Raw genomic sequence first — 15,736 nt, forward strand, 5'->3', positions numbered from 1 at the left:
TCAGCCCTCCCCGATGGTGGTGGTGCGCGGCAGGGCGGCCACGCGGTCGCCGGCGCAGAGGATGGCATCCACGCCGCGCGGGAAGCGGGCGCGGTTGGCGGCCCAGGCGGCGGCGAAGCCGGGCGGGGCGCCCGTGACGCGCAGGCGGTGCTCCCGCTCGATGCCGGGGCCGGTCAGGCGCCAGCCGGCACCTTCTTCCAGGGATGCAACCTGCAGGATCAGCGTGGCGGAGGCGTGTGGGTCCTCGTCCGTGCCGGGGCGCAGCGTGTCGAGCGCGGGCGGCGTGCCGACCGCGAGGGCAAAGGCGGCGTCCGCCGCGTTCGCCACCACGGGGCAGCCGGCGTGGAAGCGCGCCCATTGCTCAGCGTCCGCGCCGGCGTCGAGCCAGAGCGGCGTCTCGGCATCCGCGAGCGTCAGCAGCACGGCGGCGGCGGCGGGGGAGAGCGGCGCAGGGGCCGCGGGCGGGCTGGCGATGCGCTGCACGCGGCCGGGGCGGGCCATGGCGTCCAGCACGGCGCGGAAGGCCGCCTGGGCGTCCAGCACGGGATCGGCGAAGCCGGGAAGAAGCGTGCTCATCGCATGTTCGCCATGGTGAAGAAGCGCACGCGGGTGGCGGCGGCCTTGCGGGCCATCTCGTCGCGCGCGGCGTCCTGCTCGGCGGCCAGCGGCTCCACGACGTCCCGCATCAGGGCGGGGCGGCGCGTCGGGTCCTGCAGGGCGGCGTCCAGGGCGGCCGCCAGTTCGGCCCCGCGGGCGTCGCGGCCCCTGAGGTAGGCGTGGCCGACCGTGCCGTCCGCGAGGCGCACGGCGCAGCGGGTGACCGTCATCTCGCCGAGGTTGAAGGGGGCGCCGTCGCCGCCGGCGCGGCCGCGCACCATGACAAGCCCGGTCTCCGGGCCGCGCAGGCGGGTGTGGGGCGGCAAGGCGTTGGCCTTCGTCAGGCGCGCTTCGATGCGCGCGGCGCCGGCGCGGGCCAGCACGCCCATCCAGTGACGGCGTTCGTCGTTCGCGCGGGGGTGTTCGGTGGCGGTGCTCATCACGCGGCTTCCGCCAGGGCGGTGGCGCTGCCCAGCCAGCCGTCGGAGTGGATCACCTGACCGGCGCGCCACACCGTCCGCACCCGCAGGGCAAGGCCGTCTGCCGGCAGGTCCAGCAGCGCGAGGTCGGCGCGCTGGCCGACCGCGAGGGCGCCGCGATCCGCCAGCCCCGCCGCGCGGGCCGGATTGACGGTCAGCAGCGCGATCGCCTGGTGCAGCGGCAGCAGGCGATCGCGGTGCCAGGCCAGCACGGCCGGCAGCATGGCGCCCTGATGGTAGTCGGCGGCCAGCGCGTCCAGCAGCCCGGCCTCCAGCACCGCGCGCGCGGTGATGTTGCCGGTCATGGAGCGGCCGCGCAGCGCGTTCGGCGCGCCCATCAGCGTGGCCATGCCCGCCGCGCGCGCCGCCTCGGCGGCCACCATCGTGACCGGGAATTCCGAGATGGTGGCGCCGAGGTCGCGCATCACCCGCACCTTCTCCGGCGTGTCGTCGTCGTGGGAGGCGATGGGGAGGTTCTGCGCGCGGGCGAGGTCGGTCACGGCCCGCGCGATCGTCCAGGCCGGCGGCGCGGCCATGCGCGCCTGGGCGCGGGCGGTCGCCTCCGCCGCGCTGTGGCCGTGCGCGCGGGCGGCGTAGGCGACGTACTGCTCCACGTCCCGGTACTGGCCCTGGCCGGGCGTGTGGTCGGTCAGGGAGACCATGTCCACCATCCCCCGCGCCAGCAGGTTGCGCAGGACCGGTTCGGCGCGGGGGTTCGTCACCTCGAAGCGTGCGTGGACGCGCAGGTCCACGCGGGCGGCGGGGCGCAGGCGGGCCAGGGCCTCGACGAGGGCGCCGGCGCGCTCCTCGGAGCGGAGGCCGCGCTTGCCCTCGGCGAAGGAGACGCCGGCATAGGCGGTGGTGACGCCGGCGGCGGCGAGGCGGGCATCGAGGTTCGCCACCGCGACGTCGAGCGGGAAGTCGCAGTCCGGCCGCGGCTCCACCTCCTTCTCGATCATGTCGCCGTGCAGGTCCACGATGCCGGGGATGAGCGTCAGGCCGCCGGCCGAGACGGCGGGGCCGCGCGCGGGGCCCTCGGTCACCTCGGCGAGGTGGCCGTCCTCGATCCGCACGGCGCCGCGGGGCACGACACGGTCCGGCAGCACCAGCCGGAGGTCAGCGATCCACATCAGAACTCGTCCTCCGCACGGGGGTGGTCCACGGAGAGCTGCACGCGCTCCCCGGCCCAGATGGATTCGGAAAAGGTGACGGGGACGCCCGAGGGATCGGCGTCCACCTTGCGCACGACGAGCACGGGCTGCGTCGCCGACTGGTCGAGGCGGCGCGCCTCCTCCTCGGTCGGCAGGCGCGTGGTCACGACGCTCTCGAGCCGGACGTAGTCGGTGACGCCGTGCGCCGCGAGGATCTCGGTCACGCCCAGCCCGGCGAGCTGGCCCTCCGCCCATCCGGGGAAGCGGCGGGCGGGGACGTAGGATTCGGAGAGGTTGATCGGCACGTCATCCGCCAGGCCGAGGCGGAGGGTGGCGTGCACCGGCTCATCCGGCGGCAGGCGAAGGGCGGCGGCGACGTGCGGGGGCGCCGGGACTTCCCGGGCCGACAGCACGCGGCCCGAGGGCTCCCGCCCCTGTCCCAGCAGGTTCTGCGAGAAGCGCGTGCGGGCGGAGAGGCGGTAGTCCAGGACGGGCGCCGGCCGGACATAGGTCCCGCTGCCCTGGCGCGTCTGCACGAGGCCGCGCGTCTCCAGTTCCGCGACGGCGCGGCGGATGCTGTGCCGCCCGAGCTCGAAGCGCGCCATCAGGGCGGGTTCGGTCGGCAGGCGTTCGCCCGGGGCGATCCGGCCGGCGAGGATGTCGGCGGCCAGAGCCGCCTCGACATTCCGCCAGGCCAGGTGGGTGCTCTGCTTCGGCATCATGGCGGGACGGTTATGGCACCGATTGAAATTCATCCGAATGACTTTGTGATGACAATTCGGTCACATCCGTGTGGCGGCGGGGACGGGCGGCAGGAACCGGCGGAGGTGAGGCTCGGTCCGCCGGAGCGGAGGGCGATCGAAGCGCGAGCTTCACTGCCCCCCCGAGCTGTGTGCCTGCCCTCGGAGGACGGATCGGTGGGTTTTCCATTCAAGGCCGGATCGCCGCGCGCTCGGCCCGGATCGTTGGCGAGCTTGCGGACGGGCGTCTCAACCGGTCGCCTCGTCCCAGCCGCCTGAGACGTCAACCTGCCCTTCGGCGCGCCGTAACGGCGGGACCGATGGAGAACTGCTCCGCGGCAGCCTGGCAAAAATAGATGGGGGTCTGGGGGAATACCTTCCCCCAGCCTTCTATTCGTCTTCCCCGAACCGATAGCCCACGCCCGGCTCCGTTCGGATCAGCGATGCCGCAGCGCCGAGCTTCTGCCGGAGGTGCCCGATATAGACCCGCAGATACTGGGCATCTTCCGTGTGGGCGGGACCCCAGACCGCCGTCAGGAGTTGCCGCTGCGTGACCACCCGGCCGGCGCCGGCGCGGGAGAGGGCGGCCAGGAGGTCCCATTCCCGCGGCGTCAGGCGCAGGGGAGGGCCGCCGTCCAGCCGGGCCGTGCGGCGGGCGAGGTCAACCTCCAGCGGGCCGGTGCGGATCACCGCCTCGGCGCTGGCGGCGCCGGCGGGGGCGCGGCGGAGGCCGGCGCGGAGGCGGGCGAGGAGCTCGGCCAGGGCGAAGGGCTTCTCCACGTAGTCGTCGGCGCCGGCGTCCAGGGCGGCGACTTTCTCCTCCTCCTGGTCGCGGGCGGAGAGGACAAGGATGGGCACGGCGGTGAAGGCGCGCAGGCGGGGGATGACCTGCTGGCCGTCCATGTCCGGCAGGCCGAGGTCCAGCAGGATGGCCGCCGGGGCGCGGGTGGCGGCGAGGCGCAGCCCCTCCGCCGCGTTCTCCGCCCGCAGCGGCTGGTAGCCGGAGGCGGAGAGGGCGGGGCCGAGGAAGCGGTGGATCTGCGGCTCGTCGTCCACCACCAGCACGCGGGGCGTGCCGAGGTCGCCGGGATGGGTCATGCGGGGAAGCGCAGGGTCATGCGCGTGCCGCCGGCCGTGCCGGGCACCGGGCTCTCGGCCGCGATCTGGCCGCCCATGGCGCGCACGAGGCCGCGGCCGATGGCCAGTCCCAGGCCGGTGCCGGCGGCGATGCGGTCGGTGCGGGTCGCGCGGAAGAAGGGGTCGAAGATGCGGGGCAGGTCCTCGCGCGGGATGCCGGGGCCGTCGTCGTCCACGGTGATGGCGAGGTTGGCGCCTTCGCGCTGCGCGGCGATCACGACATGGCCGTCCGGGGCGGAGAATTTCAGCGCGTTGTCCAGCAGGTTCGACAGGACCTGGTCCAGCAACGCGGGGTCGAGCTTCGGCGCTGGCAGGCGCGGGTCCAGGCGGCGTTCCACGGTCCGGCCGGCGGCGCGGCCGGCGCGGTCGGCGGCTCCGTCCACGGCGGCGGCGATGTCCACCGGCTCCCGCCGCGGCTGCACGCCGCCGCTCTCCAGGCGCACCATGTCGAGGATGTTCGCCATGTAGCGGCCGAGGCGGACCGATTCCTCCTCCGCCGTCGCGACGAGGTCGGCGCGGGTCTCGGGCGGCAGGCCATCCCCGACCGTGCGGAGGGTTTCCAGCGCGCCGCGGATGGCCGTGAGCGGCGTGCGCAGGTCATGGCCGAGGGAGGTGAGCAGCGTCGTGCGCAGCGCGTCCGCCTCCGCGCGCGCGGCGCCGCGGGCGCTCTCCTCCATCAGCGCAGCGCGGTCGAGCGCGAGGGCGGCCTGGTCGAGCAGCGCGTCCAGCGTGCGGTCCCGTTCCGCGTCCAGGGGCGCGGTCCGGTCGGACAGGCGCAGGCCGATCACGCCGGCCACCCCGCGCGCGACGCGCAGCGGCCGGAACTGCCAGGGCAGGGCGGGCAATGTGTCCGTGCCGCGTCCGGTGGGCTGCGCCCGGGAGAAGCACCAGCGCGCGGCGGCGAGGGAGCCCTCGTCCGGCTCGGCGTCCGCCGGTAACGCGGCACGGAGGACGAGGTCCGTTTCCGTCCCCTGCACGGCGTCGCCTTCCAGCAGGCCGCCGCCGTCCAGTGGCAGCAGCACGCAGGCCGGGCAGCCGGCGACGCGCTCCGCTTCCTGCGCGACGAGTTCCACGAGGTCGCCGCGGCCCTGGGGCGCGCCGAGACGGCGGCTGAACTCCACCAATCGGCGGAGGCCGAAGAGTCGTGCCCTGGCCACCCGGACGGATCGCCCGAGCCCCCCCGCCGTGCCCGCGAGGAGCAGCGCGACGAGGCCGAAGATGATCGCGCCGACCACGTCCTGCGGCCCCGCGATGGTCAGGGTGTAGCGCGGCGGCAGGAAGAGGAAGTTCCAGAGAAGGAAGGAGAGCCCGGCCGCGAGCACGCCGTGCAGCGGCCCGAAGGCGACGGCCGCCGCGACGGTGGCGGCGAGATAGACCATGCCCAGCATGCCGTCCGGCACGCTGTCGTCGAGCGCGAGGCCGATCACCGTCGCGGCCGCCGCCAGCACCGGGATCGAGAGCCAGCCGAGCCAGGCGGGATGGTCGCGGTCCGCCCGCGCGGGCGCGGCGCGGCCGGGCGATGCCGGATCGGGCACGAGGTGGAGCGTGAAGTCCGTCGCGCGGCGCAGCAGCGCCGCCGAGAGGGTGCGGCCGGTCAGCCGCCGCCAGAGCACCGGGCGTCCGCGGCCGAGCACGAGATGCGTTGCGTTGCGCCCGCGCGCGAAGTCGAGCATCGCCGAGGGCAGGTCCGCCGCGACGAGCGTCTCGGTCTCCGCGCCCAGGGATTCGGCCAGCCGCATGGCGGCGCCCGGATCGCCGGAGGCACCGGGGCGTTCGACGTGCAGCGCGATCAGCGGCGCGCGCAGTGTATCGGCGATGCGCCGCGCCTGCCGCACCACGTTCTCCGCCGCCGTGTCGGCGCCCACCAGCACCAGCACGCGGTCGGCCACGGGCCAGGGGCCGGGGATGGCGTTGGCGCGCATGTAGCCGGTGACGTCGGCATCCACCCGCTCCGCCGTGCGGCGCAGCGCCATCTCCCGCAGGGCGGTCAGGTTGCCCTCGCGGAAGAAGCCGCGCAGGGCGCGCTCGGCCTGGTCGGGGCGGTAGACCTTGCCGCCGCGCAGGCGCTCCAGCAGCTCGGCCGGCGGGATGTCGATGAGCTCGACGGCGTCCGCCTCGGCCAGCACGCGGTCCGGTACGGTCTCCGCGACCCGGACGCCGGTGATGCGCGCCACGGCGTCGGAGAGGCTCTCCAGGTGCTGGACGTTCATCGTCGTCCAGACCTCGATGCCGGCGGCGCGCAGCTCCTCCACGTCCTGCCAGCGCTTGGGGTGGCGGCTGCCGGGGGCGTTGCTGTGCGCCAGCTCGTCCAGAAGCAGGATGCCGGGGCGGCGGGCGAGCGCGGCGTCGAGGTCGAACTCCTCCAGCGCTTGCCCGCGATAGGGGATGCGCCGGCGCGGCAGCACCTCCAGCCCGGCCACCTGCGCGGCGGTCTCCGCGCGGCCATGCGTCTCCACGAGGCCGACGGCGATGTCCGTGCCGCCGAGGGCGCGGCGACGGGCCTCGGTCAGCATCTCGAAGGTCTTGCCCACGCCGGGAGCGGCGCCGAGGAAGACCTTCAGACGCCCGCGCCCGTCCCGCGCAGCGGCGGCGAGCAGGGCATCCGGGTCGGGGCGGGACGGTGTGGTCAGGACCATGGGGGCGGGATGGCGCGGCGAACCTGATTCGTTGGTTCGCGTGACTCCGGGGAGAGGGAGAAGGAATTCTCCCTCTCCCCAGGCCCCTCACACCCTTCTTCTCTTATCGGGCTGCCGCGGAAGGCTGACATGGGAGCGACCCCGTTTCCGAGCTCCGCGGCAGCCTGGCAAAAAGAGATAGGGGGTCCGGGGGGAATGCCTTCCCCCCGGCCTTGCTCAGGTCTCCGCACCGCCATTCACCTGCAGCATCTGGCCGTTGACGTAAGCGCCGCCGTCGCTCACGAGCATGCGCACCACCGCCGCCACCTCGGCCGGCGTGCCCATCCGGCCGACCGGGACCTTCGCGACGTAGCTCTGACGATGTGCGTCCGCCGCGGGATCGGCGTCGTCGGAGGCGATGGGGCCGGGGGAGACGGCGTTCACCGTGATTCCCTTGGGCCCGAACTCCTTGGCCAACGCCTTCGTCAGGCCCCAGACGCCGTGCTTGGCGACGGAGACCGGCGCGCGGCCGGCATAGCCGTGGATGGCGTTCATGCCCGTGAAGCTGACGATACGGCCCCAGCCCTGCGACAGCATGCCCGGCAGCACGGCCTGGGACAGCCACACGGCCGCTTCCAGGTCCACGGACATGACGCGGGACCAGTCGGCCGGCGACATCTCCAGGAAGGCCTTCTGCGGGCGCAGCGCGGCGTTGTTCACCAGCACGTCCACCCGGCCGAAGGCGGCGATCGCCTCGGCCGCGATGCGGGCGCATTCCTCGGCGCGGCCGACATCGCCCATGATCACCTGCGCCGTCGCGCCCAGGGCCCGCGCCTCCGCCGCCACCGATTCGGCGGCGGTGCGGTCCGAGGAGCCGTTGATGACGACGTCGAGCCCGTCCTGCGCGAGGCCGAGCGCGACGGCCCGCCCGATGTTGCGGCCGGCGCCGGTGATCAGGGCGGTCCTGCGGGCCGTCTCGGCCATGTCGTCTTCCTTCCCCGTCTTGTCTCGGGCGATGCGATGCGCCGGAGGGGCGCGGTACGGCCTTCCCCTACCATCCGTGCGGCGGGCTGGGTATCGGCCAGGGAGGCCGCGCCGGCGCCCGGTGCTCCGGGTGCCGGCGCGGCGGTGTCAGAACGCGAAGTCGCTGGCGAGCATGGGGCCGCTGACGTCCACCGTCTGCACGACGAGGCGCAGGTCGGCGCCGCCGCCGCCGGCATCCGTCTCCACCAGGAAGCGGCCGGCCCCGAGGGCGAGGGCGTGGATCTGCGGGCTGGCGCCGGTGAAGGCGGCGTCGCCGACAAAGCTGTATCCGCGCCCGCCGGTCAGCACGGAGAGGTCGATCACGTCGCCTTCCCCGCGCGAGAAGTCGGCGACGAGGTCCACCACGCCCGGAGCGCTGTCGGCGAGGGTGAGGTAGGTGAAGCGGTCCGATCCGGAGCCGCCGACCAGCACGTCCTCCCCGCCCGCGCCGACGAGGGTATCGTTGCCCCTGTTCCCCACGAGGACGTTCCGGCCACCATCCCCCACCAGCAGGTCGGTGGAGTTGGAGCCGTCGAGGTTCTCGATGCCGATCAGGCGGTCGCCCTCCGCCTCGGTGCCGAAGCCCTGGCCGCTGCTGAGGTAGACGCGCTCCCCGGCCGCGGAGTTGGAGGTCAGGTAGCTGGCCGTGTCGGTGCCGGCGCCGCCGATCAGCACATCCGCGCCGAAGCCGCCGCGCAGGAAGTCGTTCCCGTCGCCGCCGTCCAGCTGGTTGGCGCTGACATCGTTCCCCAGCAGCACGTCGTCCAGGGCGGAGCCGACGAGGTTCTCGACATTGGTGAGGCTGTCGCCCGCCGCCACCCCACCAGAGCCGACGCCGTTGAGCAGGTTGACGAAGACCCCGGTGAACCGGGCATCGGCGTAGCTGACGGTGTCCTGTCCGCCGCCGCCATCGATGGTGTCGGCGCCGCCATTCCCTTGCAGGAAGTCGTCGCCCCCGCCACCGAGCAGGGAGTCGTTGAGGTCGGAGCCGTACAGCACGTCGTTGAAGGCGCTGCCCCGGAGCCCGTTGACCGAATTGAGGGTGTCGCCGGTCCCGTAGCCGCCGGAGGCGGTGCGGGTGATCAGGCTGGCGGTCACGGCCGCGTTCGACAGCTCGTAGCTCACGGAGTTGGAGCCTGCCGCGCCGTCGAAGAAATCCGCGCCCGCGCCGGCGACGAGCGTGTCGTTACCGGCGTCGCCGAAGAAGAACGAGCCGCCGGCCCCGGCCGTCACGACGTCGTCGGAGGCCGAGCCGAAGACGCCCTCGAAGTTGAACAGCACGTCGCCGGCGGCGTCGCCGCCGGAGCCGATGCCCGTCGCGAGGTTCACCGAGACGCCCGCCGCGGAGGCGCTGTAGTTCGCGAAGTCCTGGCCGTCGCCGCCGTTCAGCGTGTCCGCCCCGGTGCCGCCCGTCAGGAGGTCCGATCCGGCGGCCCCGAACAGGGAGTCGGCGCCGTTTCCGCCGTTCAGCTGGTTGCCGTCGGAGCTGCCGGCGATCGTATCGTTGAAGTCGGAGCCGGTGACGGCCTCGAACCCGCCGATCAGGTCTCCCGTCGCCCAGCCGCCCGATGCGGAGTTCCGGGTCAGGTTGATGGCTACGCCGGCGGTGGAGAGGGCGTAGCTCAGCGTGTCGTCGCCGACGCTGCCCAGCAGGACGTCGCCGCCCTGGCCGCTGACGATCGTGTCGTTCCCGGCGGCGCCATCGAGCAGCGCGGCGGCCGCACCGCCAGTCAGCGTGTCGTTGAAGGCGGAGCCGAGCACGTTCTCGATGTTGACGAGCGCGTCCGTGCCGTCGCCGCCGGTGGCGGTTCCCTGCGCCAGGTTCACGGTGACGCCCGCGGCGGCGTCCCGGTAGCTGGCCGAATCACCGGTTCCCGCGCCGCCATCCAGCGTGTCGGATCCGAGGCCGCCCTCCAGCAGATCGTTGCTGTCACCGCCGACCAGGGAATCATCGCCCGTATTGCCGGTGATCGTGTCCTGGCCCGCGGCGCCCAGGACGGTGTCGTTGCCGGCGAGCGCGTCCACCGATCCCGCGGTGCCGTCGCTGACGATCACGTCGTTGCCCGTGGTGGGGGCGGGAGAGAAGGCCATTCTGGCTTGCTCCTGGGTGCCTGTTGCGCGCGAAGACGACCACGCCGGACGAGTCGGCCTCAAGAACCCGGAGAACCGTGGATGGTCGGCGCGCACGGCCTTTCAAAGATGTCAGACGGGCGCGGGTGCCTCGGCGGAACGGTTCTTTCCTCGCTCTCCCGCCCATCACTGCGAGCTTCCGCCTGTCACCTCTCGCGGCTCGGCCTCGCGGGATCGGGAGGGGTGGCGGCACACACAATGCCGTGTACCGCAGCGCACCCGAACCATCCGGCGATGGGGCCGTCCCGGCGCTCGCGTGCCGGCCGTGCCTTCCGTTTCAGGAACAGATCGGCGGATTCGCCAGGGGCGGCCGCTTCATGGGGCCATCTCGTCGAGGGCGAGGTTGATGCGCAGGACGTTCACACGCGGGGTGCCGAGGAGGCCGAGGAGCGGCGGCTCCGTTTGCACCGCGAGCAGCGCCCGGACACGCTCCGGTGCGAGGCCCCGCGCCTGCGCGACGCGCGCCACCTGCCGTGCCGCGTTCTCCGGGCTGATGTGCGGGTCGAGGCCGGAGGCGGAGGCGGTGACGGCATCGGCCGGCACGGGAGAGGGGCCGGCGGCGGCCATCCGGTCCCGCACCGCGTCGAGCAGCGCCTGGCTTGTCGGGCCGCGCTGGGAAGCGGCGCCGGCTGCGGCGTTGTAGGGCGCGTCCACGGTCTTCGTGGCATCCGCCGGATCGGCCGCCGTGGTAGCGGAGGGGCGGCCGTGGAAGTAGCGATCCTCCGCGAAGTTCTGGCCAATGAGGGAGGAGCCGACGATGCGGCCGTTCCGCTCCACCAGGGAACCGCCGGCGGGGCCGGGCAGGATCGCCCCGGCGATCCCGGTCATGGCGAGCGGCGCGGCGAGGCCGAGCAGGAGGGTGAAGGCGACGACGAGCGTCGCGGCGGGACGAAGCACGGACATGGTTCAGGCCACCCCGAGGAGCTGGAGAAGGAGGTCGATGAGCTTGATCCCGAGGAAGGGCGCGACGAGGCCACCCAGCCCGTAGATCAGCAGGTTGCGCCGGAGCAGCGCGGCCGCGCCGACCGGCGTGTAGCGCACGCCGCGCAGCGCCAGCGGCACGAGGGCCACGATAATCAGCGCGTTGAAGATCACCGCCGACAGGATCGCGCTCTCCGGACTGGCGAGGCGCATGACGTTCAGCGCCTGCAGCTCCGGATACCCGGTGACGAAGATCGCCGGCAGGATGGCGAAGTACTTCGCCACGTCGTTGGCGATGGAGAAGGTGGTCAGCGCCCCGCGGGTGATGAGGAGCTGCTTGCCGATCTCCACCACCTCGATGAGCTTCGTCGGGTCGCTGTCCAGGTCGACCATGTTGCCGGCCTCCCGCGCGGCCTGGGTGCCGGTCTGCATGGCGACGCCGACATCGGCCTGCGCGAGGGCGGGGGCGTCGTTCGTGCCGTCGCCGGCCATGGCGACCAGCCGTCCCTCCGCCTGGGCGTCGCGGATGTATTGAAGCTTGTCCTGCGGCGTGGCCTCCGCGATCACGTCGTCCACCCCGGCCTCGGCGGCGATGGCGGCGGCGGTCAGGCGGTTGTCGCCGGTCACCATCACCGTGCGGATGCCCATCTGGCGCAGCGCCGCGAAGCGCTCCCGGATGCCGGGCTTCACGATGTCCTTCAGCTCGATCGCGCCGAGCAGGCGGTCGTCCTTCGCCACCACCAGCGGCGTGCCGCCCCCGCGGGCGATGCGGTCCACCGCCTCCCGCAGCGCGGGCGGGGCCTCGGTGCCCGCGGCGCGGATCAGGGCGTCCGCCGCGCCCTTCCGGTACTGGCCGCCGGGCAGGTCGAGGCCGGAGATGCGGGTCTGCGCCGTGAAGGGCACGACCGTCGCGCCGGCCGGCAACTCCGGCGGGGTGATGCCGTGGCGGTCCCGCGCGAAGGCAAGGACCGAGCGGCCCTCCGGCGTCTCGTCCGCGAGGGAGGAGAGGACGGCGGCCTCCGCGAGGTCGCGCTCGGCGACGCCGGGCGCCGGGACGAAGGCGGCGGCCTGGCGGTTGCCCGTCGTGATGGTGCCGGTCTTGTCCAGCAGCAGCACGTCCACGTCGCCCGCCGCCTCCACCGCGCGGCCGGAGGTGGCCATCACGTTGAAGCGCACGAGGCGGTCCATGCCCGCGATGCCGATGGCGGAGAGCAGGCCGCCGATCGTGGTGGGGATGAGCGTAACGAGCAGGGCGGCCAGCACCGGGACGGAAGGCGGCTGCCCGTTCCAGGAGGCGAGGCCGACGACGCTGGCCACCGCGATCAGGAAGATGATCGTCATTCCGGCGAGCAGGATGTCGAGCGCGATCTCGTTCGGCGTCTTCTGGCGCGACGCGCCCTCCACCAGCGCGATCATGCGGTCGATGAAGGTGGAGCCGGGGGCCGCGGTGATGCGGACCACGATCCAGTCGGAGACGACGAGGGTGCCGCCGGTGACCGCACTGCGGTCGCCGCCGCTCTCCCGGATGACGGGGGCGGATTCGCCGGTCACCGCGGCCTCGTTCACGCTGGCGATGCCCTGCACCACCTCGCCGTCCGAGGGGATGAGGTCGCCGGGCTCGACGAGCACGAGGTCGCCGACGTGCAGTTCCGTCGCGCCGCGCGGCTGCCACAGCGCGCGGTCATCCGGGCGCAGCAGCAGCTTCGCCTGGGTGTCGGTCCGTGCCTTGCGCAGGCTCTCGGCCCGGGCGCGGCCGCGCCCCTCGGCCACCGCCTCCGCGAAGGTGGCGAAGAGGACGGTGAACCAGAGCCAGAGGGCGATCCCGGCCTGGAAGGCCCAGGGCTCCCCGCGGAAGGCCGCGCGGGCGGAGAGGATCGTGACGAGGATCGAGACGACCTCCGTGACGAAGATCACGGGGTTCCGGATGAGCGTCAGCGGGTTGAGCTTGCGGACGGAATCCCCCAGCGCCCGCGGCAGAATCGCCGTGTCGAGGAGGGGCGGGCGGCGCGTGGCGGCGCCGGTCCCGGTGGTGGTGTCGAGCATCGGGAAGGGCCTCAGAAGGTCTTGCCGGCGAGGAGGGCAAAGTGTTCCGCCAGCGGGCCGAGGGTGAGGGCGGGCAGGAATTGCAGCCCGCCGAGGATGAGGATCACGCCCGCCAGCAGCCCGGCGAAGAGCGGTCCGTGGGTGGGGAGGGTGCCGGCACCCGGCGGCGACTTCACCTTGGCCGCCAGCGCGCCGGCGATGGCCATGACGGGCACGACATAGGCGAAGCGGCCGAGCAGCATGGCGAGGCCGAGCGTCACGTTCATCCAGGGCGTGTCGGCGGTGAGGCCGCCGAAGGCGGAGCCGTTGTTCCCGGCCGCGGAGGTGTAGGCGTAGAGCATCTCCGACAGGCCGTGCGGGCCGGCATCCTGGATGGAGGAGACCGCGGAGGGCAGCACGACGGCGACGGCGGCGAAGCCGAGGATCGTGGCGGGCAGGACGAGCACGGCCAGCATCGCCAGCTTGATCTCCCGCGCCTGCACCTTCTTGCCGAGGTATTCCGGCGTGCGCCCGACCATCAGCCCAGCGACGAAGACGGCGAGCAGCGCGAAGACGAGCATGCCGTAGAGGCCGGAGCCCACGCCGCCCGGCAGCACCTCCCCGAGTTGGATCAGGAACATCGGGACCAGGCCGCCGAGCGGGGTGAAGCTGTCGAACATCGCGTTCACCGCGCCGCAGGAGGCGCCGGTGGTGGTGGCGGTGAAGAGGGCGACGAGGGGCATGCCGAAGCGGAGCTCCTTGCCCTCCATGTTGCCCCCGGCCGGGTCCACGCCGAGCGCGGTCAGCAGCGGGTTGCCCGCGGACTCGGCGGCATAGACCGCGGCGGTGGCGACGACGACGAAGCCGACCATCACGGCCAGCAGCGCGCGGCCCTGGCGGCGGTCGCCGACCATCCGCCCGAAGGTGAGGCAGAGGGCGAAGGGGATCACGGACTGCGCGATGATCTGGAGCGCGATGACGATCGCGTTCGGCCCCTCGAACGGGTGGGCGGAGTTCACGCCGAAGAAGCCGCCGCCGTTGGTGCCGAGGTGCTTGATGGCGATCTGGAAGGCGGCGGGGCCGAGCGGGATGACCTGCTCCGCGCCTTCCAGCGTCGCGGCGGTGACGTAGTCCGACAGGGTCTGCGGGATGCCGAGGGCGGCGAAGGCGAGGCCGAGCACGAGGCTGATCGGCAGCAGGACGTAGAGGGTGATCCGGACGAGGTCCGCCCAGAAGTTCCCCAGTTCCCGCACGCCGCCGCGCGCGAAGGCGCGGGTGACGGCGAGCGCGAGCGCGATGCCGGTCGCGGCGGAGAGGAAGTTCTGCACCGCCAGCCCCGCCATCTGCGAGAGGTAGGAGGCCGCGGCCTCGCCGCTATAGGCCTGCCAGTTCGTGTTGGTGACGAAGGAGACGGCCGTGTTGAAGGCGAGCCACGGCGACATGCCGTCCAGCCCGCGCGGGTTCAGCGGCAGCGATCCCTGCAGCCGCAGGATCGCGTAGAGCAGGAGGAACCCAGCCGCGTTCGCCGCCAGCATCGCCAGCGCGTAGCCGCGCCAGCCCTGGCCGCGCCCGGGATCGATGCCGCCGAGGCGGTAGAGCAGCGTTTCCGCGGGCTGCAGCCAGGTGACGCGGCCCTCGGCCACGGCGGCGATGTATCGTCCGAGCGGCACGGCGGCCGCGACGGTCAGGGAGAGGACGAGCGCGATCTGCGCCCAGCCGAGAAGGGTCATGGGATCGGGCGTCCGGTCACAGGTCTTCCGGGCGCAGCAGGGCCCAGAGGAGGTAGGCGAGGAGGCCGGCGCTGACCGCGCCGCCGAGGATCAGGTCGAGCACGGCGCGTCAGACCCGTTCGCAGCCGGCGGCGTAGGCGGCCAGCAGCGCGAAGGCGCCGAGGCCGAGGGCGAGGAGGAGAAGGTCGAGCATCGGGGTTCCGGCATTCCGGCTTGTCAGGGCCTGGAAGCTGGGCCGGCGCCCCGTAAAGGCGCCATGCGAGCGTTCGGCGCGGGGCGTAAAGCGGGCATAAAGGCTGGGCTGGGGTGGATAGTCCTTGGGCCCGGTCACCATTTGCTGATGGGCCGACGGCCCACCGCCCGGCATCCGGCGCCACGCGGCATCTAGGCGGTCGGCCCACATCCCCTATGCTCGGCCGATGCGCCTTCGGTCACTCCTTCCCGTCCTCCTCCTCGCGCTGACGCTCGGCGCCTGCGCCACACGGCCGGACGGGGCGCCCGGGACGGTGGGCACGACGCCCGGCGACCCGCTGGAGGCGAGCAACCGCGACGTGCTGGGCTTCAACATGGCGGTGGACGACGCGGTGATCCGCCCCGTCGCCCTCGGCTACCGGCAGGTCGTGCCGGAATACGGCCGCACCCGCATCCGCTCGGTCCTGAACAACATGCAGGAGCCGCGCGTCCTCGCGAACAACCTTCTCCAGGGCCGCTTCCTCGATGCCGGGCACACGACGCTGCGCTTCTTCTTCAACTCCACCATCGGCCTCGGCGGCCTCTACGACGTGGCGACGGATTTCGGCATCGCGCAGCGGAGCGGCGACTTCGGCCAGACGCTGCATGTCTGGGGCGTCGATTCCGGTCCCTACCTGATGTGGCCGATCGCGGGCCCGTCCAATGTCCGCGACACGATCGGCACGGTGGGGGACGGCCTGCTGAACCCGATCGACTGGGTGCTGCCCTTCTGGGCCAACGCGACCCGGGGCGGCGTGTCGGGGCTGGACCTGCGCGAGCAGAACATCGAGGGGCTGGACGAGCTGCGCAACGGCTCGCTCGACTTCTATGCCCGGCTGCGGAGCGTGTGGGAGCAGCGCCGCAACGCCCAGCTCGGCATCAGCGGCGACACGGGCGACCGGCTGGACGTGCTGGAGGACCCCGGCGCGTCCCGCTGACACGCCGGCGCGTCCCGCGGAC

At 73.4% G+C, this 15,736-nt stretch carries 14 protein-coding genes; 1 reads left to right on the forward strand and 13 read right to left on the reverse strand.

Annotated elements, in window-relative coordinates; all coding sequences use genetic code 11:
- The 13 genes from phnH to ACP6CK_RS19790 all read right to left on the reverse strand — a co-directional run bounded on the left by phnH (position 1) and on the right by ACP6CK_RS19790 (position 14,879).
- On the reverse strand, positions 1 to 576 hold the full coding sequence (phnH, locus tag ACP6CK_RS19730) for a phosphonate C-P lyase system protein PhnH (RefSeq protein WP_426955011.1): 576 nt from the start codon (positions 574 to 576) through the stop codon (positions 1 to 3).
- Positions 573 to 1,037, reverse strand: a complete 465-nt coding sequence (gene phnG, locus ACP6CK_RS19735; protein ID WP_426955012.1) for a phosphonate C-P lyase system protein PhnG — start codon at positions 1,035 to 1,037, stop codon at positions 573 to 575. Before phnG ends, phnH begins: the two co-directional genes overlap by 4 nt.
- On the reverse strand, positions 1,037 to 2,206 hold the full coding sequence (locus ACP6CK_RS19740) for an alpha-D-ribose 1-methylphosphonate 5-triphosphate diphosphatase (protein WP_426955013.1): 1,170 nt from the start codon (positions 2,204 to 2,206) through the stop codon (positions 1,037 to 1,039). The genes phnG and ACP6CK_RS19740 overlap by 1 nt, the downstream gene beginning before the upstream one ends.
- Positions 2,206 to 2,949 carry a phosphonate metabolism transcriptional regulator PhnF gene (gene phnF, locus ACP6CK_RS19745; RefSeq protein WP_426955014.1) on the reverse strand — a complete coding sequence of 248 codons (744 nt, stop codon included), beginning with the start codon at positions 2,947 to 2,949 and terminating at the stop codon, positions 2,206 to 2,208. Before phnF ends, ACP6CK_RS19740 begins: the two co-directional genes overlap by 1 nt.
- 408 nt (positions 2,950 to 3,357) lie before the next feature.
- Complete coding sequence (locus tag ACP6CK_RS19750) at positions 3,358 to 4,065, reverse strand: response regulator (protein WP_426955015.1); 708 nt, start codon at positions 4,063 to 4,065, stop codon at positions 3,358 to 3,360.
- Positions 4,062 to 6,740, reverse strand: coding sequence for an ATP-binding protein (locus ACP6CK_RS19755; protein ID WP_426955016.1), 2,679 nt, complete (start codon positions 6,738 to 6,740; stop codon positions 4,062 to 4,064). The genes ACP6CK_RS19750 and ACP6CK_RS19755 overlap by 4 nt, the downstream gene beginning before the upstream one ends.
- A 216-nt stretch (positions 6,741 to 6,956) precedes the next feature.
- Positions 6,957 to 7,703: an SDR family NAD(P)-dependent oxidoreductase gene (locus tag ACP6CK_RS19760; protein ID WP_426955017.1), complete on the reverse strand. Its 747-nt coding sequence runs from the start codon at positions 7,701 to 7,703 to the stop codon at positions 6,957 to 6,959.
- 147 nt (positions 7,704 to 7,850) lie between these two features.
- Entirely contained in the window at positions 7,851 to 9,833 is a 1,983-nt protein-coding gene (locus tag ACP6CK_RS19765) for a beta strand repeat-containing protein (protein WP_426955018.1), read from the reverse strand.
- 354 nt (positions 9,834 to 10,187) lie between these two features.
- On the reverse strand, positions 10,188 to 10,775 hold the full coding sequence (gene kdpC / locus ACP6CK_RS19770; RefSeq protein ID WP_426955019.1) for a potassium-transporting ATPase subunit KdpC: 588 nt from the start codon (positions 10,773 to 10,775) through the stop codon (positions 10,188 to 10,190).
- A 3-nt stretch (positions 10,776 to 10,778) separates the two neighbouring features.
- Positions 10,779 to 12,836 carry a potassium-transporting ATPase subunit KdpB gene (kdpB, locus tag ACP6CK_RS19775; protein WP_426955020.1) on the reverse strand — a complete coding sequence of 686 codons (2,058 nt, stop codon included), beginning with the start codon at positions 12,834 to 12,836 and terminating at the stop codon, positions 10,779 to 10,781.
- 11 nt (positions 12,837 to 12,847) lie between these two features.
- Complete coding sequence (gene kdpA / locus ACP6CK_RS19780) at positions 12,848 to 14,545, reverse strand: potassium-transporting ATPase subunit KdpA (RefSeq protein WP_426955021.1); 1,698 nt, start codon at positions 14,543 to 14,545, stop codon at positions 12,848 to 12,850.
- 16 nt (positions 14,546 to 14,561) lie between these two features.
- A complete protein-coding gene (gene kdpF / locus ACP6CK_RS19785; protein ID WP_075800680.1) occupies positions 14,562 to 14,648 on the reverse strand; it encodes a K(+)-transporting ATPase subunit F in 87 nt (28 codons plus the stop codon).
- A 6-nt stretch (positions 14,649 to 14,654) separates the two neighbouring features.
- The gene (locus ACP6CK_RS19790; protein ID WP_426955022.1) at positions 14,655 to 14,879 is read right to left on the reverse strand and encodes a hypothetical protein; all 225 of its coding nucleotides are present in this window, start codon (positions 14,877 to 14,879) and stop codon (positions 14,655 to 14,657) included.
- A gap of 85 nt (positions 14,880 to 14,964) precedes the next feature.
- Here ACP6CK_RS19790 and ACP6CK_RS19795 point away from each other — a divergent pair, with 85 nt between their 5' ends.
- Positions 14,965 to 15,714, forward strand: coding sequence for an MlaA family lipoprotein (locus ACP6CK_RS19795; protein ID WP_426955023.1), 750 nt, complete (start codon positions 14,965 to 14,967; stop codon positions 15,712 to 15,714).
- Positions 15,715 to 15,736: the final 22 nt, after the last annotated feature.

The organism is Muricoccus radiodurans, assembly GCF_050154705.1.
GTDB classification, from domain to species: Bacteria; Pseudomonadota; Alphaproteobacteria; order Acetobacterales; family Acetobacteraceae; genus Roseomonas; species Roseomonas radiodurans.